The organism is Salinivirga sp. (assembly GCF_055145285.1).
Genome location: NZ_JBSRDC010000022.1, coordinates 40,554 through 61,620 on the forward strand (window position 1 = coordinate 40,554; position 21,067 = coordinate 61,620).

Genomic DNA, 21,067 nt, shown 5'->3' on the forward strand with positions numbered 1-21,067 from the left:
TGTGTCTAAAAACACTTAATAATGATGAGCTTCGATAAAAAAATATTAATTTTGCCTAAAACCTAATAAAATTTTACGATCATGAATATTCCAGAAAACCTTAAGTACACAAAAGATCACGAATGGGTGAAAATAGATGGTGATACTGCTACCGTTGGCGTAACTGACTTTGCACAAGAACAACTTGGCGATGTCGTGTTTGTTGAGGTCGAAACCGAAGGTGAGTCACTCAAAAAAGGTGATGTGTTCGGTACAATTGAGGCTGTTAAAACAGTATCAGACATGTATATGCCAATTAGCGGAGAAGTAGCAGAAGTAAATCCAAAACTGGAAGATGCACCTGAAACCGTAAACGAAGATCCATACAATGAAGGTTGGATGATAAAAATTAAAGTTGAAAATAAGGATGAACTAAACGATCTGCTTTCAGCAGATGATTATAAAAACGAAGTAGAATAATAAAATCAACTCTTGGTTTACTAACGAAGGCCTGAGTCAATGCTCAGGCCTTTTTTATTGTTTATTCTGCGGGTTACCAGCATTCCATTGCAAAATATTCTCAAACACAATCTCTGCCCTTAAACGAAATGCCTCATGCGTAGCATACGCTATGTGTGGCATAAGTATAATATTCGGACATGACAAAAACGGGTGATCTTCGGGCAAAGGAGGTTCCTGTTCATACATATCAATAGCCGCACCTGCAATACTTTGCCTGCGCAGTGCCTCAACCAATGCCTGAGTATCAACTACAGGACCCCTCGCCGTATTTATTAAAACAGCTGTAGACTTCATTATTGCCAGTTCTTCTTCACCTATCAACCCCTTACTCTCACTATTTAAAGGTACGTGTAAAGTTACTATATCCGATTCTTTGAGTAACACTTTTAAACTCACCTGTTCCCCAAATTGCAAATCCTTCTGCGACCGATTGTAATATAAAACCCGACACCCAAAGGCTACTTCACAAATACGACCTACAGCGCCCCCTATAGCACCTGCACCCACAACACCGACTGTTTTTCCGTTTAATTCACTACCAACATACCCTTTTCTGCTCTGCAGATTCCTTGTCTTTTTTTCATTGGCAACCACATCCCGAAATATCCCAATCATTAACCCAATAGTAAGCTCCGCAACAGATTGAGTGGAATATCCTGCAGCATTGGAAACCACAATATCCCGATCACGGCAGGCATTCATATCTACATGGTCCACTCCTGTAAATGCTACCGACAACATTTTAAGTTTTGGGCAAGCCTCGATAACTTCTGCCGGAAAAGGAATATTACTAAAGATAACTACATCAGCATCTTTACAGCGTTCAATCAAAGTTGCTGTATCCTCTTTTCGGTCGCGCCACTGTTGAAACTCAAACCCGGCATTTTTTACTTTCTCAATAAACTGTTCTAAAAAATACTCCTCTACATATAGGGGTTCTATTAAGTGTATTCTCATGGTCCTAATTTTTTATAAAAATAACAAAAGGCTCAATGCCATAACAGCCATTCCGGCTACCAATCCATAAATAGATAAATGGTGCTCACCATGTTCCTCAGCGGTAGGTAAAAGTTCATCGAGCGATATAAAAACCATAATCCCAGCCACTGCACCGAACATTACACCTGAAATAGCCGGACTAAAACTGTCGAAGAAAAAGTAAATGACCAAAAAGCCTATCAGAGCACCCACAGGCTCAGCTAACCCACTGAAAAACGATAGAAAAAATGCTTTGCGCCGCTTACCTGTAGCATAAAATATGGGTACACTAACAGCAATTCCTTCAGGGATATTGTGAATAGCAATGGCTACGGCAATGGGTAGTGCAATATACGGATCGGCCAGCCCCGCCATAAATGTGGCCATACCTTCCGGAAAATTGTGAATAGCAATGGCCAAAGCAGAAAAAACACCCATACGCATGAGCTTTTTGTTTTTCTGTGGAGCATTAATATCCTCAATATTACGAACCTCGTGCGGGTTTTCGTAGCTCGGAATCATCTTGTCAATTATGGCAATAAACAAAATACCGCCAAAAAAAGCAGCTACCGTGTACCACGAACCCGCAATTTCGCCATATACCGATGACAAATCGGTCTTAGCCTTTTGAAAAATTTCCACCAATGAAACGTAAATCATAACACCTGCTGAGAACCCCAGCGATATGGCCAGCAACTTATAATTGGTTGCCTTGGCAAAAAAAGCAATTGCACTACCTATTCCGGTCGACATGCCAGCAAAAAGGGTTAACCCAAAAGCTAAAATAATATTTTGGAACTCAATATTCTCCATAACTTAAAACATTAAAAAGGTAAACGATTTACATCTACATTCCCACCGCTTATAATAAGTGCGGTTTTTTGACTCCGAAATTGTTCCTTGTTTTTTAAAATAACGGCCAGAGTGGTAGCCGAAGATGGCTCTATGATAATTTTCATACGGGTCCAAACCAATTTCATGGCTTCCACAATCTCCTCATCGGTCACAATAAATATATCACGTACCAACTGTCTTATTACCGGAAAAGTATATTCACCAAGCGAAGTAAGCAAACCATCTGCAATGGTTTGTGGATTTTTTGAAGGGTATATCTCTCCATAGGTAAACGAATGCCATGCATCATCTGCGCCCTTGGGCTCTGCAGCATAAACTTTTGTTTCCGGGGAGAAAAAAGAAGCCGACAAGGCTGTGCCTGAAATCAAACCACCACCACCCACCGGAGAAATAATGTTGTCGAGGTCTGCTACCTGGTCAAACAATTCATAAGCACACGTACTCTGTCCCAGAATCACATCCGTATTGTCGTACGGATGCAAAAAAGTAGCTCCGGTTTCTTTTTGCCATTGCTCCATGGTGCTTACTCTCTGCTCCTGGGTATTCTCGCAAAACCGTATTTCAGCACCATACGCTTTAACGGCATCAACTTTTACCTGTGGGGCATTCTCGGGCATTACAATATAGGCCGGAACAAATAAATTACGTGCAGCAAGGGCCAGTGCCTGGGCAAAATTGCCAGAAGAATGTGTTACCACGCCCTTTTTGCGATCTAATTCCGGCAATTGTAAAATAGCATTGGTCGCACCCCGGATTTTAAAAGAACCCGCCTTTTGTAAATTTTCACATTTAAAATACAGCTGCGCTTCGGCCATTTCATTAATCAGGGCCGAAGTCATCACAGGCGTTTTATGAATACTCTTTTTCACACGGGCGTATGCAGCAATGACATCTGATTTTTTATAAGGTAGTGCCATATTTAATAAATCATTGGTATAAATCGATAAGTTCGCTTTTTATATTCAATCCACTGATCTCCAAACTCTAGTTCCTTTAATACTTCCTCATCCCGGGCTTTCAAACCTGCAATCCAAACCAAAAGCACAGCAACTAACAGCGCAACTATATTATTAAAAACCAAAGCTGTGGAGAGCGCCCACGACATAAGTCCAAGCAATCGGGGATGCCGGATAATGGCATATGGTCCTGACTTAACAATCCTCAGTTCTGATGGTTTTCCGTCGTTTCTGTAATATTGTTTGCTCAATATCCATGAGCTCCAGCCAAAAAATGTAATCGCATCAATCAAAAATAAACAACCAATCCACCTTATCCACTGGCAATCGCAAATAGAAAACCGTAGCGGTTCATCAAACATTGGTGCAAGTACAAAAAGCAGGACCACCGCTAAACTTAAACCGGAATTTTTAAGCTCCTCATGCTTTGGCGTATATTGAATTGTGGTTTTGGTGTTGTAGCTCATTACTCGCTTCATGCTAAGTGCACCAAAAACTATAAGCATTGTGGCTGCAAAATATGTTGTCCGTGCATCATTGATGAAAAAATCAGCCGGTTGCTTAATATCATAAGCAAAAGTTATGAGTAAACCCAGACCAATTGTAAGAAAGGCAGCCTTTATAATGTGCTTCATATTTAGTGAATTTGAATACTGCAAATTTATCATTTTTCCGTTGAGATAAAAGGAATTAAGGTATGTTACAAAAGCGCATAGCTAAAATTCAATCCTTTTTGCATGAAATTAGATGCCATAAAATACACTTTGGGCTTTTCTTTTTTTTATGATTAAAAAATGATAAATTGGCCTGCCAATAAATTACGTAATTTGACCTTAAGATTTTGACGCTTGAAGCATAAAAAGCATATAGAGTGTAAAGACTGCACACTAACAACATCAACGCTTTTTGAGCAGTTGAATGAGGAAGAATATGCCCTCTTAAATTATGACAAAAATTGTCAGACCTATAAACGCGGGGACTTTATTTTTCATGAAGGAAACCATGCTACAGGTTTTTATTGTGTGAACCAGGGCATTATAAAACTGTATAAAACGGGTCCCGAAGGACGAGAACAAATCATAACCTTTGCAAAAGAAGGCGATATTATTGGCTACCGGTCCGTGCTGAGTAAAGAAACCTTTTGTACTACAGCCAAAGTAATCACTGATGCTTATCTTTGTTTCATTCCCGCACCACGGCTTTTTGTATTGGTTGAAAGCAATACAGACTTTAGTCTGAAATTGATACAACAAGCCTGTAAAGAGCTGGGTGATGCCAACAAATACATTACAGATATTGCCCAAAAAACTGTTAGAGAACGATTGGCAGAGGTGCTGCTCAACCTTTTGGAGCAATTTGGCAGAAACGAAGAAGATTACCTCAACATTCCACTTACGCGTGAAGAACTGGCCAACCTTGTGGGTACAGCTACAGAATCGGTCATTCGTATGCTCTCACAATTCAAATCTCAGGGGCTTATTGAATTAAAAGGCCGCAAAATTAAAATCATCAAAACCAATGATTTGAAAATGATTGCCGAGCAATTTTAAAACATTTACAAATAAGCCTTTCTACTTACTGTTATAATTTATTTATTTGCACAGTAAATCAATAATTCAACAATGCTTTTAAAACCCAAAAAGTATTCTATCATTCTTTCTGTCTGCTTTTTGTTGCTCATCAGTTTTAGCTCCAAAGGTGTTCAATTACAAAACAATTATAGTGACTCAATATTTCATGAGTGCTATAGGGCTATCTATAACTATGAATTTTCCAGGGCTAATCAATTAATAAATTTACTTAAAAATAAAGACAGCTCTTACGATAATATTTTGGTGCTTGATTTAACATACCACTGGTGGTATATGATTGCGCAAAACAGTAAAAAGGAAAAAAGAATCTTTAAAAAAATAATCGAAACCAACTCTATAACTATAAAAGAAAACCCCAAGGAGTCTGTCATAACGAATCTTTTTTATAAATTATATTCCATTAGATTTCATCTAATGGAAGGGAATTATTTTAAAGTACTTTTCGCTTATAATGATTTTAAAAAAACGATTGAGAAGTTCCAATCTAATAATACTCTATCTCAAAAAAGGTTTGAAGTAATATATGCTTTTTTCCATTATACGAGACATAGGTTAATTTTACAAAGCAAAGCGAAAGCAATGCATTATCTTGATTTACTGGTCAAACTAGCAAAAGAGCAGGATATTATTACAAATACTGAAAGTAAATATCTTCTATTTAAAATATTTAGTGAAATTGAAAATGAAAATGGGAAAGCACAAAAATACCGTAAAGCCCTGAATGGCTACTATCCAAACAACCCTTTGTTTTCTCCCTAAAAATTAATCATCAATCTTAAATGTCAAAAACCAAAAAAAAATTTATATTTGCACTGTACTAAACAAATTAAATCTTATTAGTCATGAAGAAATTTTTAATGCTTTTTGTATTACTTTTCTCATTAGGCCTTTTTGCGGCTAACACATACGCTTCAAAGTATGAGCTTAATGATGCAAAAGTAAACGCACTTTTCGCCGAGGCAACATCAATTGAATTTACTACTGATTTCAGCTCTGCCCCTGCTAATGCAGCTTTTGCAGTAGAGTCTGCTGTAAATGAAAAAGATGCTCTAGTAGCAATATTACTAGATGTTTTTGTGGGTGGTTTTGGTGTTCACCGTTTCTACCTCGGAACTAAGACTATGACTGGAATTGGCTATATTTTAACATGCGGAGGAATTTTTGGTATTGTTCCATTAGTTGACCTTATTGTATTAGCTGTCAATTTCAACGATATTTCACCCTATATCGATAACTCAAAATTCTTTATGTGGTAGACCAATTAAAACCGGGTGCTTTTCCACCCGGTTTCTTTTTTAATATTAATTTTACAGTATTGCTGATGAAAAAAATACTTTTAGTCATTATTATGGTATTGCCATCTATCATCGGCTTTGGTCAAATAGATAGAGTAAGTGTACATAAAAAAAGTCAGGTTCTGAAAGAAGGCAAAAAGCAAACCATAACTGCCGATTGCTACTATGAGCCAAAATCAGAAATATTTGTTATGCACTACATCTCGCCCAAAGAATTTATAAAAAATACAAACCGGCACGGTGAGATGAAAGTATATTTCCCCAAAGAAAACAAGGTTTCAATATATCAGGATTTTTATTTTTCTTCACATAATGAATTACTCCATTATTTTGTAAATAACCTCACAGAAGACCTTGGACTCGAAAACGAAGGGTTTAGAATGAAAAGCTCTCGTCAGGAGGAAAATTATCTGGTTACCACCTGGCAAGCACCAGAAGAAATGAATACAATCGAAAAAGTTGAAATGGTATATGAAAACATGTTACCTGTTTATTCAGCTTATTTCAATAAAAAAAACGATGTAATCAAAAAAATTTACTACAGCGATTACTATATTGGAAACAGTTTCGTGTTGCCAAAAAAGATTACTGAAATTAGTTTTACATCTAAAAAAGATTCCACAATAAAACGCACAATCTTTTCTGACATTAAAAAAAATGAGGAAGTTAATCCCTACTATTTAGATTTTGAAATACCTCAGGACGCAAAAATACTGAAATAACTACTCCTTATTCAATCGCATGAACACAACCAAAACCATTCTATTCATCTTTTTTATAGTTATTCTTCCTTCAGCAATAAATGCACAAGAAATAAAACCGGCTCAGGATATAACTTTTATTCAAGAAAATAAAACAACCAAGCCGGTATTCCAAAAAAGAAACTATATGTACAAAAATGAAAAAAGTTTCATCAAAAAGTACAATCCCATAAGTTTAATAGTTGGTAGTTTACTGTACACTTATCAAAATACAATTTCTCAACAACTCTCGGCCAATTGTCTTTATGAACCTTCATGTTCCGATTTTGGGAAAAAAGCTATTAAGGAGTATGGTATTTTCAAGGGCACTTTTATAGCAGCAGACAGGTTAACCAGGTGCAACAAAATCGCTGGTCAGGATATTCATCCAATATCGATTAACCCCCATAACCACAAAGCAAATGATCCTGTGAGTCAGTATGAATGAACAAATAAAAGAAAATAATGACTTTGCAAGGTTATATGAACATTAATTTAAAACATGCCCTTATTGCTGTTTTATTGGTTATGGTTTTTTCACTAAATGCACAGGAAAAACCAGATTCCCGCTTTTTATTTCATTTATCATCAAAAGCCCTTAATAAAGAAGTAATATTCCTGACAAACGACATCAATTTTAAAATCTATAGTCAATCACTAAAAGATAGTCTGCATTACATAAGAGGATGGAGTTTATATGCTGAAAAATCGCTGCTTTTATCCTCAAAAACATTTATGAAAGTCACCCCCAATAGCCCATTTTACCATAAAAGTCGCTTCTTTACAGGTTATAATTACACATATCTCAATGACTATAAAAGCGCCAAATCTGTTCTAAATAATATAGAGCATGCAAACACAGAACTCGAATATTTAAAAAACTTTCAGAGGGCAGGTATTAGTTTGTTAGAAAGAGACTATCAAAAATTCCATCAATATATCGAAAAACCCGACACATCATATTATGCTATTTCTGAAGAAATTAAGAAGTTAAATATTATCGCAGAAAACCTGAAAAATCATAAAAAAAAATCGCCCTGGATGGCTGGAATAATGTCTGCCTTAATTCCTGGTAGTGGTAAAATATATGCAGGCAAAACAGGTCAGGGTATATCCACTCTATTAACCGTAACCGGACTTGGTTTAGCTACCTGGGAAAATTACGACAGGCTCGGCATCAAAAATGTAAAAACAATATTCTTTGGTGCCCTATTCACAACATTTTATATTGGAAATATTTACGGTACCATTTTTACAGTTAAAATCTCTGAAGATGAATATCAACAAGAAAACAATCATCGTATTCTTTTTAATTTGCATATCCCTTTGCGTACCGTATTCAATTAACGCAGAATCCGATAATAATCTGCTCTACAAAGCAGATTCCTTATTTGACAAAGGGCACTATTTCAAAGCATCCATTGCATATGAAAAGTTTCTTTTTTATAATGCAGATAGTAAATTTGCCACAAAAACCAAAATTAAAAAGGCCTATTGCTACCGTTTTTTGCACAGACACGAAGATGCACTCAACGAACTAAATCGTATTAATTTTTTCTCGCTGCACGACACCCTTAAAAATCTTATTTATTATGAAAAGTCTCTCAACTTTCTGATGCTTGAACAGCCTGTAAGAGCTCTATTTAATCTAAATCAGATTAGACCTGAATTTACGCGTAACCGCCAAATACTGGCCATCAAGCCGCTTCAAGTTTTAATATTAAATCATAACAGAGAATGGAAAGCTGCACAAGACACTTTTATTTCATTAATCAATAATTTGAATATTAAAAAAAAGCTTGTAAATCAATATAAGGATAGTATAAACATACACTACAGTAGGAAAAACTTACCCAAAAATTATTCAAGTGAAAAAGCAAAAAACTGGTCCCGTTTTATTCCCGGCGCCGGTCAAATCTATGCTGGTCGTACATGGGAAGGTATCACAAGTTTTGTGCTTAATGCTGCAGCGATTACGTTTGGTTTTCACCAGGCCTATTTTAAATTCTGGATCACAGGATACTTCGTGGGTTTCGGGACCTTCTACAAAACCTACTTCGGAGGGATGGAGCGAGCATCATTTCTGGCTAAAACAGAACGACACAATGAAATGACAATATTTAATGAATATTGTAGCAGAATTATGTTGAAAGCTATGGAGCACTCGAATGCTCAAAACACAAATTAGTGATGCATTGTATCTCCTTCATAAACAAGCAGCTTATTTAAACTAAACAAAGTAGAAAGGCTCCAGGATTTGTCTGACAGAGTTACATAAACCCCAATTCCAATTTAGCCTCTTCGCTCATCATTTCCTGATCCCAGGGTGGATCAAAGGTCAGGTTCACAAAAGCATCTTTTACGCCTTCTATCTCTTTTACTTTTTCGGTAACTTCTGATACAAGCGTAGGTGCCACCGGACAATTCGGTGCAGTTAGGGTCATCAGAACTTCCACTGTATTGTCGTCGTCAATATCTACTTTATAGATTAAGCCCAGGTCATAAATATTTACAGGTATCTCCGGGTCGAATATGTTCTTTAGTACTTCCAGTACTTTTTCTTCTTCAACTTTTTGTGCCATCGTATAATACTTTGAGTCCTACGTTCAAAAATCAATTAACTCACAATAAATTAGCCGCTAACCGTGTTTGGCTTTAAATGCCATGGCATAAAACTTAATTTGCTTAAGCATTGCATTAAGTCCGTTTGAGCGTGTAGGCGACAAATTTTCTTCAAGCCCTATTTCTTTAATAAACCAGGGTTCGGCATTAATTATGGTATCAGGTTCCTCATTCGAAAACACTTTTATTACCATAGCAACAAGGCCCTTGGTCAGTATAGCGTCACTATCGGCTGCAAACACAATTTTACCATCTTCGTATTCAGCGTGTAGCCATACTTTACTCTGGCAACCACTGATTACATTATTGTCTGTACGGTGCTCATCTTTTAGTCCTGAGAGCTCTTTGCCCAGTTCAATAAGGTAAGCGTACTTATCCATCCAGTCATCAAATACTGAAAATTCATCTACAATCTCTTGTTGCTTATCGTCTATCGTGCTCATAATATGGGATTTTCTTTGATTTATTTAAGCATCTCCAAAACCTGTTCCAGTTTCTCGATAAAATAATCGATCTCTTTTTTTGTATTGTACAATGCAAAAGATGCACGTACGGTCCCGGGAACTTTGTACCAATCGTGCAAAGGTTGTGTACAATGGTTTCCCGTGCGCACCGCTATGCCCGTTTTATCGAGTAACACACCAATGTCATAGGGGTGAATATTGTCTATTACAAAAGAGAGTACACTGCTTTTCTCCGGGGCCTCTCCTATAATTTTTATGCCATCAAATTGCCGTATTTTTTCTGCAGCATAGGTAAGCAATGCATCTTCATGTGCCTTTATTTGGTCTATTCCGGTGCTTCTTACAAAATCCAAAGCTTCGCCCAGCGCAATAGCACCGATATAATTCGGGGTGCCGGCTTCAAACTTAAAGGGCAACTCATTGAAAGTTGTTTTTTCAAACGTAACCTGATCTATCATCTCACCGCCTCCCTGCCAGGGGGGTAATTGCTCAAGCCACTTTTCTTTCCCATACAAAACACCAATACCCGTTGGGGCGTAAATTTTATGTCCTGAAAAAACATAAAAATCAGCGTCTATTGCCTGCACATCTACATGTGTGTGCTGCACAGCCTGTGCTCCATCAATTAAAACCGGTATTTGCTGTTGATGTGCCGAGCTTGTCAACTCTTTTACATTGTTGATGGTACCGAGCGTGTTGGATACATGCGTAAATGCAACAAGCCTGACCTTTTCATTCAAGGCGGCCTTGAAACTGTCCATATTTATTTGCCCGTCCGGGTGAATATCGACAACTTTTAACTCTGCGCCATATTTTTCACATACCATTTGCCATGGAACTATATTGGAGTGATGCTCCATGCGGGTCACTACAATTTCATCTCCTTTTTTTATAAACTTTTCGGCAAAAGTTTGAGCTACAAGATTTACAGATTCCGTTGTGCCTCTTGTAAATACGATCTCATGTGAATGAGCTGCATTAATAAATTCCTGAACCGTTTTTCGAGCAGATTCAGTGGCATCGGTACAATGTGAGCTTAAAAAATGTACTCCCCGGTGTATGTTGGCATTATATTTTTGGTAATACTTATCCAACACATCTATTACCCGTTGAGGTTTTTGAGTTGTAGCAGCATTATCGAGATATACCAGATCCTTCTTATAAACCTGCTGATGCAAAATTGGAAATTGGTTTCGAATATCTGCTACATTAAAACTCATGATATATAAATTTATAAATTGTCCTGAAAAATAATGCTAATCATTACTGACACCTTATCTCACAATTGTTGCACCTTGAGAGTTCTCCTCTTAATCGTTTATTCACAAGGTCTTCGATCCTGAGTGCTAAAGGCGCTACTTTAATCTTATCAATAACCTCATAAGCAAATGCAAACATTAATAACAAACGAGCCTCCCTTTGATTAATGCCTCTTTGCCGCATATAAAACAAAGCTTCCTCATCAATTTGTCCCGTAGTGGCTCCGTGGCTGCACTTCACATCATCGGCATATATTTCGAGCTGTGGACGACTATTCGATGATGCATCATTGGTAAGCAATAAGCTTTTATTACTCTGATAAGCATTGGTTTGCTGCGCATCCTGTTGCACCATAATGCGGCCAGTAAAAGCAGTAGAAGATTTATCGTCTAAAACGCTTTTAAAAAACTGATTACTTGTGCAGTTGGGCGCTTTGTGATCGATATAAGTGTGGTTATCTACATGCTGTTCTCTGTCGGTAAGACTCAATCCCGATGCGTCAGCATGTCCCCCTTCTTCGAGCAGAGAAATGCGTAAGTTATTACGGATTAACCCGCCATGCAAACTAATGGTACTCGTGTGGAAGGTGGCATCGCGGTGTACATTGGCAAATAAAGAAGTAATTTGTGATGAACCGTTATGCTGGTTTTGGATATTGTAGTACTCAAGTTGGGCATTTTGTTTTACAACCACCTCGGTAACACTATTGTCAAAGAAGCGTTCTGCGCTGAGTGTATGGTCACAAATTACAATTTGCGAATGTGCATTTTCATCTGCCACAATAAGGTTGCGCTTGTGGGTAAGTAATGGCTTATCTCCCAAAAGCAAGTTTACAATCTGTATGGGTTTTTCAAAAACCGCATTGCGCGGAATATACATAAACAAACCGTCAACAGCAAAGGCACCGTTCAAGGCCACAAGGCTGTCTGTATTTTGCTCGGCTTGCTGAAACAGGTAGGGCTTTACTAATTCGGGATGCTGCTCACTCATTTCGGCTAAACCTCCAATGATGGTGCCTTTGGGTAAATTATCAGCATTTCCCTGGAACTCATAAAACCGTCCATTTACAGTAAGCACCAAATCGGTGTCGAGGTTGGGTACATCGCAACGAAAAATGTCGTTTACATTCATTGGAAGTTCTTTCTCCAACAATGGCAGATTCCAATCCTGGTTGTAAAGCGGTAAAACGTTGGTGTACTTATAATCTTCGTTTTTAATGCTGGGCAAACCGTTTTTTTGGAATGCCTCCTGAGCATTTTTTCGAAAACTGTTCAGCAAATCACTTGAATGCTCTTGAATATTGGCAAGATTATCAGTAATTAACTGATTATATTTTTGGTTTAAATCAGTACTCATAGTTAAGAGTTTTAAAGTGCCATTTCTTTTTTAATCCATTCGTAACCGTGATTTTCAAGTTCAACAGCCAACTGCTTATCGCCAGACTTTACAATCTTTCCATCATACAGAATGTGCACATGATCAGGTACAATGTAATCTAACAACCGTTGATAGTGCGTAATCACTATTGTAGCATTGTCTTTGGTTTTCAGTTTATTTACTCCATTAGCTACAATACGAAGGGCGTCAATGTCCAAACCAGAATCAGTTTCATCCAGAATGGAAAGCTTAGGTTCAAGCATTGCCATTTGAAAAATCTCATTTTTCTTTTTTTCCCCACCACTAAAGCCTTCGTTAACACTGCGATTGGTTAATTTTGAATCTATTTCAACCAATGCTTTCTTTTCACGCAGTACTTTAAGAAAATCAGATGACTTGAGCTCTTCCTGACCACGATGTTTACGAATTTCGTTTACAGCAGTGCGCATGAAATTGACCATGCTCACACCCGGAATTTCTACCGGGTATTGAAAACTTAAAAACAGTCCTTCTTTTGCGCGCTGGTCTGGCTCTTTATCGAATAAATTTTCGCCCTGAAATGTTACTTCACCTTCGGTAACTTCAAAAATATCGCGGCCGGCCAATACTGAGGCCAAGGTGCTTTTACCTGAACCGTTAGGCCCCATTATGGCATGAATCTCACCGGGTTTTACATCAAGGTTGATTCCCTTTAATATCTCTTGTCCTTCTATGGATGCATGTAAGTTTTTTATTGATAACATGATATTGTATTTTGCTAATTGATGTTTTTAATTTCTATCCTACACTGCCTTCAAGGCTTATTTGTAATAACTTTTGTGCCTCTACTGCAAACTCCATCGGCAATTTATTAATCACTTCTTTGGCATAACCATTAACAATCATACCAATGGCATCTTCGGTTTCTATGCCGCGCTGATTGCAATAGAATATTTGTTCTTCGCCTATTTTAGATGTAGTGGCCTCGTGTTCTACCTTTGCAGAATTGTTATTTATTGTCAGGTATGGGAATGTGTGTGCACCACACTTGTCTCCCAGTAATAAGCTATCGCACTGCGAAAAATTGCGCGCATTGTCGGCACGCTTGATAACTTTTACCAATCCCCGGTAGCTGTTCTGGCTTTTTCCGGCAGATATACCTTTCGATACCACTGTACTTTTAGTGTTTTTTCCCAAATGAATCATTTTAGTGCCGGTATCGGCTTGCTGATGGTTATTGGTAACTGCAACTGAATAAAACTCGCCTACAGAGTTATCGCCCATTAGCACACAGCTCGGATATTTCCAGGTAATGGCTGAACCTGTTTCAACCTGTGTCCAGGAAATTTTTGAGTTTTTTCCTTTAGCCAATCCGCGCTTGGTTACAAAATTATAGATACCTCCTTTACCTTCGGAGTTACCGGGATACCAATTCTGTACGGTTGAATATTTCACTTCTGCATTATCAAATGCCACAATCTCCACAATAGCTGCGTGCAGCTGATTCTCGTCGCGCATCGGGGCTGTACATCCCTCAAGATAACTCACATAGCTATCATCTTCGGCTATAATCAGTGTGCGCTCAAATTGGCCGGTGTTGGCTGCATTAATCCGGAAATAGGTTGACAATTCCATTGGACAACGCACTCCTTTTGGAATATAAACAAACGACCCATCTGAAAAAACAGCTGAATTCAGGGCAGCAAAATAGTTGTCGTCGGGTGGCACTACCGTACCCATATATTTCTTAACCAAATCGGGGTGCTCCTGAACTGCCTCGCTAAAAGAACAGAAAATTATTCCTTTCTCGGCAAGGGTTTCTTTGAAAGTGGTTTTTACAGAGGCGCTATCCATTACAGCATCCACGGCTACTCCTGCCAAAACTTTTTGCTCTTCGAGCGGAATCCCCAACTTATTAAAAGTATCTATCAGCTCCGGATCCACCTCTTCCAATGACTCGTATTTGGGTTGTTTCTTCGGGGCTGAATAGTAAACCATATCCTGAAAATCGATGTCAGGAATATTAAGGTGAGCCCAATTGGGTGTTTTCATCTCTTTCCATTTCCGGAAAGCAGTGAGCCTGTATTGCAGCATAAATTCCGGCTCATTTTTCTTGGCCGAAAGCTGCCTGATAATATCCTCATTTAATCCTTTTGGTAAAGCATCAGCCTCAACATCAGTAACAAACCCGTATTTATAATCGCTCTTCGTTACTTCATCAAGTAGTTTATCTTGTTCTGTGGCCATAAGCCTTGAATTTATTTAATTTTTAATTAATCTAAATACACAAAATATATTCCAAATGTAAAATTATTCTTTATTCAGTGCGTTTGCAATTATAATCCTTTAGCATGGCAATAATTGTAATATTTGGTACAAAATCAGGCGTTTTTTGTTTGAATTACAATTTCCTAATTTATTTTGGTGCCATTTTTCCTTGAATGAACTGACAATCTATTATTTTTGCAAAAATAAGAAGCTGAGAAAACGAAAAAAAAACTAAAATGAACACAGAGAATTTCGATCATAACCTAACAGACAGCGATAGTAGCAAAAACCGTTCAAATCTGTTTTACAACGTTACCCTTGCCATATTGACACTCGCAGTTATTGGTTTGGCATGGTTATACTATACGGAAAAAGAGAAAAATAAAGCTCAAATCCAGGAAAACGTTGACCTAACGCTAACGAAAGACAGTCTGGAAAACAATCTGGAAAATATGATTGCAGAGTATGAGTCGCTACAAACCACCAATGAAGAGGTAAATCAGGAATTACTGGCCGAAAAAGAAAGGGTCGAAAAATTACTGACACGGCTTCGTAATGAGCGAAGTTACAGTAAAACAAAATTCAAAGAATACGAAAAAGAGCTTTCAACCTTACGCAAAATTATGCGAAGCTACATAGTACAAATCGATTCTCTGAACCAAAGCAATATAGCACTCCGTAAGGAAAATAAACAAGTCAGAACCCGGTATAAAGATGTTCAAACAGAAAAAGAACAGCTCGAAGAAAAAATGGAAGAAGCATCTGAAAAAGTTGAAGTTGCATCGATACTTCGTGCTATGAATATTACAGCTGTTGGGTTAAATGAAAATGGTAACGAAAGGAACCGCAACAAACGAATCGATAAATTCAAAGCTTGCTTCACCATCGATCAAAACAAAGTTGTAGAACCTGGTGATAAAACAATCTATTTACGAATTATTACCCCGGCAGATTTCGTGATGGAAAACCAACAGCTCGATTCTGTAAAAGTAAACAATACCAATATAATGTACTCTGCCCAAAGAAACCTGAAGTACAACAATGAAGCTATTGATATGTGCATCTATTACCAGGTATACGAAACCTTACCTCCGGGGATGTACAGATTCGAGCTTATTCATAGCAACCACATAATTGGTAGCACTTCATACGAAGTAAAAAAATCAATTTTTTAATAAATGATTTTTGTAACAGGCGCAACAGGATTAGTAGGTAGTCACCTCACATATCATTTGGTGAGTGAGGGACATAAAGTAAAACTACTTGTGCGCAACAAGCACAGAGTAAACCGTCTTGCCCAGACCTTCAAATACTATGGTGCCGAATTAAGTAACTACGAAAACCAAATTCAATTAGTTGAAGGAGATATAACTGACATATTTTCACTTGAAACGGCACTTGGGAAAAATGTTGATTCAGTGATTCATTGTGCCGGACTGGTCTCCTTTTCGCCACTCGACAAGCGTAATTTGCTCAATATTAATCACCTGGGGACAGAAAATATGGTGAATGCTGCCCTTGAAGCCGGCGTAAAGAAATTCATATTTGTCAGCTCTAATGCTGCCCTGGGAGATGGATCAGATAGCAGGGTTAAAGAAGATAACCAGGAGTTTGAGTTTAACCCTGTCTCGGTTTACGGCAATTCCAAGCACCTGGCAGAGCTTGAAGTATGGCGAGGAGTGGAAGAAGGTATGGATGCTGTTATTGTAAATCCGACCATAATAATTGGACCCGGCCAATGGGATCAGGGTAGTCCGCAGCTATTCAAATCTGTATGGAAAGGATTACCCTTCTTCACCACGGGCACTACCGGTTTTGTTGATGTTAGAGATGTGGCAAAAACAATCAGGGAATTATTATTCAGTAACATAAGCAACCAGCAATTCATTCTAAATAATGAAAATCTCAACTATCGTCAATTCTTCAATATGGTGGCAGACAACTTAAGTGTGAGGAGGCCAAGATTCGAGGCCCAGCCCTGGATGATGTATTTTTTAGCTTCCATTACCGGCTTCTTCTCCAATTTCACCGGAAAGCGATCTCAAATTAATAAAGACACAGCCAGCTCTGCTTTCTCAAAAACCCTTTACGACAATACCAAAATTGAACAAACACTAAAAACCAATTTTGAGGGTATCGAAAAGGCTATAACCTTTACTGCAGGATGCTTTTTAAAAGATCATCGCTGACCAAAGGCAAAAAAATTGTAATTTATTCAAACGAATAACTAATTTCGTGACCTGTATAAACATCTAAAACCGATCAATTATGTTCTCAGGAATAGTAGAAGAGCCCGGAAAAGTGGTCAAAGTAGACAAAGAAGGTGAAAATGTAGACCTCACCATTTCTTGCTCATTTGTTAATGAACTGGCCATAGACCAGAGTATCTCACATAATGGCGTTTGCCTCACTGTTGTTGACAAAACCGACAACGATTATACGGTAACAGCAGTAAAAGAAACATTACTCAAAAGCAGCCTTGGCAACCTTAAACCCGGCGACCTGGTAAATCTTGAGCGAAGCGTAAAAGCCGACGGCCGCATGGATGGACACATGGTTCAGGGCCACGTGGACCAGACTGCTACAGTAACCAATGTGGAGGAAGCCGATGGTAGCTGGTATTTCACTTTCAAATATGAGCCCAAAGGAGATAACATTACTGTTGAAAAAGGGTCAGTATCAATTGACGGTGTCAGCATGACCGTGGTAAACAGCCGGAAAAAAACTTTTCAGGTAGCTGTAATTCCATACACATATGAACACACCGTATTTAAAACATACCAGGAAGGAACCATTGTGAATATCGAATTTGATATCATTGGAAAATACATCACCAAAGTTGTCAAACAGGTACTGGGAAAAGAATAGCCGTGCAATTATAAAAAATTACAGAGGCTGATTAAAAGGGAATAACATGATAATTCTACCTTTTTAAACAGCCTCTTTTTTTATATAAGCTCCATTCCGTACCATTCAAAAGCCAGTTTGAGTAGTGCTCGCTGATCACCTTTAAGAAAAAGGTGGTGATTACCCAAAGGATGCGATTTCATTTTATTGATATCTTCCTCTGGCATAGCAAGTTCAACTTGTGTGCGACAGGCATTGCTTAACTTAGGCCGGTCAATCACCTGTCCAATAGATAAAAAAGCTTTTTTTAGCTCACTGTCGAAACGAAATACGGTGAGTTCTTCAGCATTGACCTCTCCCTGAATAGCTGTGCCCAATCCGGTTTCATAATGTGACATAATTGTGTAGTTACGCACCATTTTACTGGCAATGGTACAATGCGCAAAACGAATTCTATCGTCTTGTACTTTTACAGTATTGGCCATCCAGGGAATTTCACCTGTCAGCGCTTTGGCCAACATCATTCCTGTAATACTCGTTAAATCACCCTCACAACCTGCCGGAACATCCATGTCATTAAGCATTGATAGCGACAAACAAGCTGTTACAGCATGTTGTTTTACCAATGGAAAACACTCCACAGTAATGGCATCCAGGTGATTTTCTTCTATGGTACTGGTCATCAGATGGTGTACACGGGCAGCTTTGGTAAGATTTTCATTTCTTTGCCCGCCAAAATGTTTTATAAAATCTTCCGAAGGCTCAAAATCGCTGTAGGGCCTCAAGGCATCCCAGGATATTGGCACCAAATAAATGCCAAGTTTTTCTCTTAACCTTTTTTCCGTTATATCAGATGCCACCAACCAGTCAGATACAGCTCCAACAAGTCCCAGCTGCTGATTATGTAAATTTTCCTTAGCAGCAAGCGTTTTCTGAAAATTAATTACATCGAATGAAAAGCCCGGTTCCTGAATATTCGCTAGAAAATTAGGGACGTGTTTTTTGTCCAGGTACGCTTTAACTTCTGTGGCTGCCGCATTGGAATTATCTCCATCGTGAGACCATAATAGCACACCATGTGATTTTGCACAGGCATCTGTTGCAAATTTTTCCGACCCTCCGGTAATAAAAAACAACACATCGGCATTCGCATGCGTAAAAACAAAAGTATCTTCTGGAACATACTTTTCTAAAAGCTCCATGCCTTTGTCATAAACTTCCTGTCCGGCCCCCGCAAAAGCCAACATTTGTATTCTTATTTTTCTCATAAGCACTAAATTAATACAAAATCACCAGATTCTGCAACGAAATAAAACCAAAAAATGGTAAACTTAGACGGAAATCCAATTTCGAAAAACAATAAATTTTGTTATTTTACGATTAACTTAAAAAACTATAAGCAAATTATTGTGTACAAAAACATCATTAGCTCGCGTAAAAAAGAATCGTTTGCTAATTGCTTTACAAATTCAACAAAACAAAAATTTTATATTTATGAAAACATTAGCTGCCTTATTACTAATTTCAATAACATTGAATTTATTTGCAGGGAATGACAACCCGCCCGGCACAGTAAAAATCGAGGAGAACCTGTATTGTGATATCACCGAAGTATCGAACATTACCTGGAAAGAATATATGTTTTGGGCAAAAAGAAAATATGGTGAGCAATCAGAACAATATCAAGCCACCTTGCCCGATACGCTGGTTTGGAAGAAAATTGATTATAATCAGCCTTATGTTGAATACTATTATCAACATCCGGCCTATCAGAACTACCCTGTTGTCGGCATAAGCTATGAACAAGCAAAAGCCTATTGCCAATGGCGCAGCGACCGGGTGAATGAAAAATTGTATCTGAAAGAACACAAAATTGACCCCGAACAGTTAGCAACAATTAAAAACATACCTGAGGTTTATAAATACCGGCTCCCGACAAAAGAAGAATGGGAAAAGATAGCCCGGGCAGATTATTCAAAAAGAGCCAAAAGAAAGTTTAAACGTAAAAAATACCGCAATGCTCATCGGCACAATTTTAAAACAATTACCGATAAAGCGGATTCTGAAATAACCGACGGGCCAGACATTACAACCCAGGTCGATGCATACTGGACCAACACTTACGGGGTATACAACATTCTGGGTAATGTAGCCGAAATGGTTGCTGAAAAAGGAGTTGCCAAAGGAGGTTCATGGCGGCACACTAAAAAAGAAGTCACTATTGAGAAAGATTTTTCATATCAGGGTCCAACAGATTGGCTTGGATTTCGTTGTGTTTGTGAAAAAGCGGAAGATAAATGATGCAACAACCTGATGGCTGGCTTTATGAAACTGATTTAAACAACAAAAACCGCTACGTGCTTGGTATCAGGGGTGAAAATCCCCTGATTTGCTTTGGTATCAATCCCAGCACCGCCGAGCCGGGAAACCTTGACAATACTGTTAAATCCGTAGAAAGATTAGCATTCAACAATGGGTTCGACAGTTGGATTATGCTCAATATTTATCCACAACGCGCCACTCACCCGGTAAAAATCCACAAACGCATCAATAACAGTTTACATTCAGCGAATCTCAAAGCTATCGCGCAGCTGATAGGTCAATTCGACAAAATTAATCTATGGGCAGCCTGGGGCACACTCATTGAACATCGCCCCTATTTTCCAAAATGTCTGAAAGATATCTGTCAACTGACAGATGATGCTAATCATCAATGGCTTTCCATTGGGAATCTCACAAAAGCAGGGCATCCCCGACATCCGTTGTATTTAAAAGCCACCATTAAAACTCAGCCTTTTAACATGAGGGCGTATTTAAACAATGGGTGTTCAATGTAAAATTACAAAAACCACATCAGCATAAAAAGCTGATATATAGGGTTTTTTAGGTTATTAGTGAGCTAAATTGAGCAAAAATAAACTTGCAAAGGAAAATTCTTAGAGCACGCCTGGTTTCCGGATTGTATTCACCTGTTTTGTGCACCACATCGACGCCCTAAAAATGCACCACTGATTATAAGCCTATTGTGGGTTTTAAATTAATATTTTGGGTGTCCCGGTCTATTTTGCTCAATAGAATTAAACTATGTTGCATAGACCCGGGCATCCGTGATGAATAATTTTTCTTATCCTTTTCCTTGATGAAAAGGATCAAAACCTGTCCGACAATTGGCGGAAATCAAGACCAAATTACGCTTCATCCCGCTCTGTTCAATGAATTAAATGGCATATAAAAGCTGGGCAAACCTCTTTTATACCATTTATATCCATTGAACCCCGATTATGAAAATATAGCGCAACTGCCTTCGACAGTTGCTAATATTTTCTATATCGG

Annotated in this window: 24 protein-coding genes; 13 read left to right on the forward strand and 11 right to left on the reverse strand. The window is 38.2% G+C overall.

The genetic code is table 11. From position 1 onward, the window contains the following. The first annotated feature begins 81 nt into the window (after positions 1–81). Positions 82–459: a glycine cleavage system protein GcvH gene (gcvH, locus tag ACTB0Y_RS04410; protein ID WP_463205591.1), complete on the forward strand. Its 378-nt coding sequence runs from the start codon at positions 82–84 to the stop codon at positions 457–459. A gap of 54 nt (positions 460–513) precedes the next feature. Here the strand turns inward: gcvH and ACTB0Y_RS04415 are convergent, their stop codons facing one another. From ACTB0Y_RS04415 to ACTB0Y_RS04430, 4 genes are read right to left on the reverse strand one after another with little or no spacing between them, the layout of a single operon-like run. Next, complete coding sequence (locus ACTB0Y_RS04415) at positions 514–1,458, reverse strand: NAD(P)-dependent oxidoreductase (protein ID WP_463205592.1); 945 nt, start codon at positions 1,456–1,458, stop codon at positions 514–516. Positions 1,459–1,470: 12 nt separating this feature from the next. Next, positions 1,471–2,292: a zinc transporter ZupT gene (gene zupT, locus ACTB0Y_RS04420; RefSeq protein ID WP_463205593.1), complete on the reverse strand. Its 822-nt coding sequence runs from the start codon at positions 2,290–2,292 to the stop codon at positions 1,471–1,473. A gap of 11 nt (positions 2,293–2,303) precedes the next feature. Beyond that, the gene (locus ACTB0Y_RS04425) at positions 2,304–3,251 is read right to left on the reverse strand and encodes a pyridoxal-phosphate dependent enzyme (protein WP_463205594.1); all 948 of its coding nucleotides are present in this window, start codon (positions 3,249–3,251) and stop codon (positions 2,304–2,306) included. Between the two features lie 2 nt (positions 3,252–3,253). Beyond that, positions 3,254–3,925 carry a methyltransferase family protein gene (locus ACTB0Y_RS04430; protein WP_463205595.1) on the reverse strand — a complete coding sequence of 224 codons (672 nt, stop codon included), beginning with the start codon at positions 3,923–3,925 and terminating at the stop codon, positions 3,254–3,256. 213 nt (positions 3,926–4,138) lie between these two features. Here ACTB0Y_RS04430 and ACTB0Y_RS04435 point away from each other — a divergent pair, with 213 nt between their 5' ends. From ACTB0Y_RS04435 to ACTB0Y_RS04465, 7 genes are all read left to right on the forward strand, one after another. After that, positions 4,139–4,840, forward strand: coding sequence for a Crp/Fnr family transcriptional regulator (locus ACTB0Y_RS04435; protein WP_463205596.1), 702 nt, complete (start codon positions 4,139–4,141; stop codon positions 4,838–4,840). Between the two features lie 72 nt (positions 4,841–4,912). Continuing rightward, entirely contained in the window at positions 4,913–5,641 is a 729-nt protein-coding gene (locus ACTB0Y_RS04440; RefSeq protein WP_463205597.1) for a hypothetical protein, read from the forward strand. A gap of 83 nt (positions 5,642–5,724) precedes the next feature. Next, on the forward strand, positions 5,725–6,138 hold the full coding sequence (locus tag ACTB0Y_RS04445; protein WP_463205598.1) for a TM2 domain-containing protein: 414 nt from the start codon (positions 5,725–5,727) through the stop codon (positions 6,136–6,138). Next, entirely contained in the window at positions 6,132–6,899 is a 768-nt protein-coding gene (locus ACTB0Y_RS04450; RefSeq protein WP_463205599.1) for a hypothetical protein, read from the forward strand. Before ACTB0Y_RS04445 ends, ACTB0Y_RS04450 begins: the two co-directional genes overlap by 7 nt. A 166-nt stretch (positions 6,900–7,065) precedes the next feature. Then, positions 7,066–7,365 carry a membrane protein insertion efficiency factor YidD gene (yidD, locus tag ACTB0Y_RS04455; protein WP_463205600.1) on the forward strand — a complete coding sequence of 100 codons (300 nt, stop codon included), beginning with the start codon at positions 7,066–7,068 and terminating at the stop codon, positions 7,363–7,365. Between the two features lie 17 nt (positions 7,366–7,382). After that, complete coding sequence (locus tag ACTB0Y_RS04460) at positions 7,383–8,264, forward strand: hypothetical protein (RefSeq protein ID WP_463205601.1); 882 nt, start codon at positions 7,383–7,385, stop codon at positions 8,262–8,264. Then, positions 8,191–9,105 (forward strand): outer membrane protein assembly factor BamD, encoded by a 915-nt coding sequence (locus tag ACTB0Y_RS04465; protein ID WP_463205602.1) that lies wholly within the window; start codon positions 8,191–8,193, stop codon positions 9,103–9,105. The genes ACTB0Y_RS04460 and ACTB0Y_RS04465 overlap by 74 nt, the downstream gene beginning before the upstream one ends. 82 nt (positions 9,106–9,187) lie before the next feature. Here the strand turns inward: ACTB0Y_RS04465 and ACTB0Y_RS04470 are convergent, their stop codons facing one another. From ACTB0Y_RS04470 to sufB, 6 genes are read right to left on the reverse strand one after another with little or no spacing between them, the layout of a single operon-like run. Beyond that, positions 9,188–9,499 (reverse strand): SUF system Fe-S cluster assembly protein, encoded by a 312-nt coding sequence (locus ACTB0Y_RS04470; RefSeq protein WP_463205603.1) that lies wholly within the window; start codon positions 9,497–9,499, stop codon positions 9,188–9,190. A gap of 57 nt (positions 9,500–9,556) precedes the next feature. Then, positions 9,557–9,982, reverse strand: a complete 426-nt coding sequence (locus ACTB0Y_RS04475; RefSeq protein WP_463205604.1) for a SufE family protein — start codon at positions 9,980–9,982, stop codon at positions 9,557–9,559. A 20-nt stretch (positions 9,983–10,002) separates the two neighbouring features. Next, the gene (locus ACTB0Y_RS04480; protein WP_463205605.1) at positions 10,003–11,223 is read right to left on the reverse strand and encodes an aminotransferase class V-fold PLP-dependent enzyme; all 1,221 of its coding nucleotides are present in this window, start codon (positions 11,221–11,223) and stop codon (positions 10,003–10,005) included. A 43-nt stretch (positions 11,224–11,266) separates the two neighbouring features. After that, positions 11,267–12,619, reverse strand: a complete 1,353-nt coding sequence (gene sufD, locus ACTB0Y_RS04485) for a Fe-S cluster assembly protein SufD (RefSeq protein WP_463205606.1) — start codon at positions 12,617–12,619, stop codon at positions 11,267–11,269. 11 nt (positions 12,620–12,630) lie between these two features. Then, positions 12,631–13,383, reverse strand: coding sequence for a Fe-S cluster assembly ATPase SufC (sufC, locus tag ACTB0Y_RS04490; protein WP_463205607.1), 753 nt, complete (start codon positions 13,381–13,383; stop codon positions 12,631–12,633). A gap of 34 nt (positions 13,384–13,417) precedes the next feature. Next, entirely contained in the window at positions 13,418–14,866 is a 1,449-nt protein-coding gene (gene sufB / locus ACTB0Y_RS04495; protein WP_463205608.1) for a Fe-S cluster assembly protein SufB, read from the reverse strand. A gap of 257 nt (positions 14,867–15,123) precedes the next feature. Between sufB and ACTB0Y_RS04500 the strand changes: the two genes are divergently transcribed. The 3 genes from ACTB0Y_RS04500 to ACTB0Y_RS04510 all read left to right on the forward strand — a co-directional run bounded on the left by ACTB0Y_RS04500 (position 15,124) and on the right by ACTB0Y_RS04510 (position 17,755). After that, positions 15,124–16,062, forward strand: coding sequence for a hypothetical protein (locus tag ACTB0Y_RS04500; RefSeq protein WP_463205609.1), 939 nt, complete (start codon positions 15,124–15,126; stop codon positions 16,060–16,062). A gap of 3 nt (positions 16,063–16,065) precedes the next feature. Then, positions 16,066–17,076: an SDR family NAD(P)-dependent oxidoreductase gene (locus ACTB0Y_RS04505; protein WP_463205610.1), complete on the forward strand. Its 1,011-nt coding sequence runs from the start codon at positions 16,066–16,068 to the stop codon at positions 17,074–17,076. Positions 17,077–17,155: 79 nt separating this feature from the next. Next, positions 17,156–17,755 (forward strand): riboflavin synthase, encoded by a 600-nt coding sequence (locus tag ACTB0Y_RS04510; RefSeq protein ID WP_463205611.1) that lies wholly within the window; start codon positions 17,156–17,158, stop codon positions 17,753–17,755. A gap of 80 nt (positions 17,756–17,835) precedes the next feature. Here ACTB0Y_RS04510 and ACTB0Y_RS04515 read toward each other — a convergent pair whose 3' ends face one another. Further along, positions 17,836–19,002 carry a hypothetical protein gene (locus ACTB0Y_RS04515; RefSeq protein WP_463205612.1) on the reverse strand — a complete coding sequence of 389 codons (1,167 nt, stop codon included), beginning with the start codon at positions 19,000–19,002 and terminating at the stop codon, positions 17,836–17,838. A 226-nt stretch (positions 19,003–19,228) separates the two neighbouring features. On the opposite strand from ACTB0Y_RS04515, the gene ACTB0Y_RS04520 reads away from it, so the two are divergent. Both ACTB0Y_RS04520 and ACTB0Y_RS04525 read left to right on the forward strand, forming a co-directional pair. Further along, positions 19,229–20,035 carry a formylglycine-generating enzyme family protein gene (locus ACTB0Y_RS04520; RefSeq protein WP_463205613.1) on the forward strand — a complete coding sequence of 269 codons (807 nt, stop codon included), beginning with the start codon at positions 19,229–19,231 and terminating at the stop codon, positions 20,033–20,035. Beyond that, complete coding sequence (locus ACTB0Y_RS04525; protein WP_463205614.1) at positions 20,032–20,571, forward strand: DUF1643 domain-containing protein; 540 nt, start codon at positions 20,032–20,034, stop codon at positions 20,569–20,571. Before ACTB0Y_RS04520 ends, ACTB0Y_RS04525 begins: the two co-directional genes overlap by 4 nt. The last annotated feature ends 496 nt before the right edge of the window (positions 20,572–21,067 follow it).

Coding starts and splice junctions, on each gene's coding strand:
- gcvH (WP_463205591.1), top strand. CDS start 82: ATGAATATTCCAGAAAACCTTAAGTACACAAAAGATCACGAATGGGTG.
- ACTB0Y_RS04415 (WP_463205592.1), bottom strand. CDS start 1,458: ATGAGAATACACTTAATAGAACCCCTATATGTAGAGGAGTATTTTTTA.
- zupT (WP_463205593.1), bottom strand. CDS start 2,292: ATGGAGAATATTGAGTTCCAAAATATTATTTTAGCTTTTGGGTTAACC.
- ACTB0Y_RS04425 (WP_463205594.1), bottom strand. CDS start 3,251: ATGGCACTACCTTATAAAAAATCAGATGTCATTGCTGCATACGCCCGT.
- ACTB0Y_RS04430 (WP_463205595.1), bottom strand. CDS start 3,925: ATGAAGCACATTATAAAGGCTGCCTTTCTTACAATTGGTCTGGGTTTA.
- ACTB0Y_RS04440 (WP_463205597.1), top strand. CDS start 4,913: ATGCTTTTAAAACCCAAAAAGTATTCTATCATTCTTTCTGTCTGCTTT.
- ACTB0Y_RS04445 (WP_463205598.1), top strand. CDS start 5,725: ATGAAGAAATTTTTAATGCTTTTTGTATTACTTTTCTCATTAGGCCTT.
- yidD (WP_463205600.1), top strand. CDS start 7,066: ATGTACAAAAATGAAAAAAGTTTCATCAAAAAGTACAATCCCATAAGT.
- ACTB0Y_RS04460 (WP_463205601.1), top strand. CDS start 7,383: ATGACTTTGCAAGGTTATATGAACATTAATTTAAAACATGCCCTTATT.
- ACTB0Y_RS04465 (WP_463205602.1), top strand. CDS start 8,191: ATGAATATCAACAAGAAAACAATCATCGTATTCTTTTTAATTTGCATA.
- ACTB0Y_RS04470 (WP_463205603.1), bottom strand. CDS start 9,499: ATGGCACAAAAAGTTGAAGAAGAAAAAGTACTGGAAGTACTAAAGAAC.
- ACTB0Y_RS04475 (WP_463205604.1), bottom strand. CDS start 9,982: ATGAGCACGATAGACGATAAGCAACAAGAGATTGTAGATGAATTTTCA.
- ACTB0Y_RS04480 (WP_463205605.1), bottom strand. CDS start 11,223: ATGAGTTTTAATGTAGCAGATATTCGAAACCAATTTCCAATTTTGCAT.
- sufD (WP_463205606.1), bottom strand. CDS start 12,619: ATGAGTACTGATTTAAACCAAAAATATAATCAGTTAATTACTGATAAT.
- sufC (WP_463205607.1), bottom strand. CDS start 13,383: ATGTTATCAATAAAAAACTTACATGCATCCATAGAAGGACAAGAGATA.
- sufB (WP_463205608.1), bottom strand. CDS start 14,866: ATGGCCACAGAACAAGATAAACTACTTGATGAAGTAACGAAGAGCGAT.
- ACTB0Y_RS04500 (WP_463205609.1), top strand. CDS start 15,124: ATGAACACAGAGAATTTCGATCATAACCTAACAGACAGCGATAGTAGC.
- ACTB0Y_RS04505 (WP_463205610.1), top strand. CDS start 16,066: ATGATTTTTGTAACAGGCGCAACAGGATTAGTAGGTAGTCACCTCACA.
- ACTB0Y_RS04510 (WP_463205611.1), top strand. CDS start 17,156: ATGTTCTCAGGAATAGTAGAAGAGCCCGGAAAAGTGGTCAAAGTAGAC.
- ACTB0Y_RS04515 (WP_463205612.1), bottom strand. CDS start 19,002: ATGAGAAAAATAAGAATACAAATGTTGGCTTTTGCGGGGGCCGGACAG.
- ACTB0Y_RS04520 (WP_463205613.1), top strand. CDS start 19,229: ATGAAAACATTAGCTGCCTTATTACTAATTTCAATAACATTGAATTTA.
- ACTB0Y_RS04525 (WP_463205614.1), top strand. CDS start 20,032: ATGATGCAACAACCTGATGGCTGGCTTTATGAAACTGATTTAAACAAC.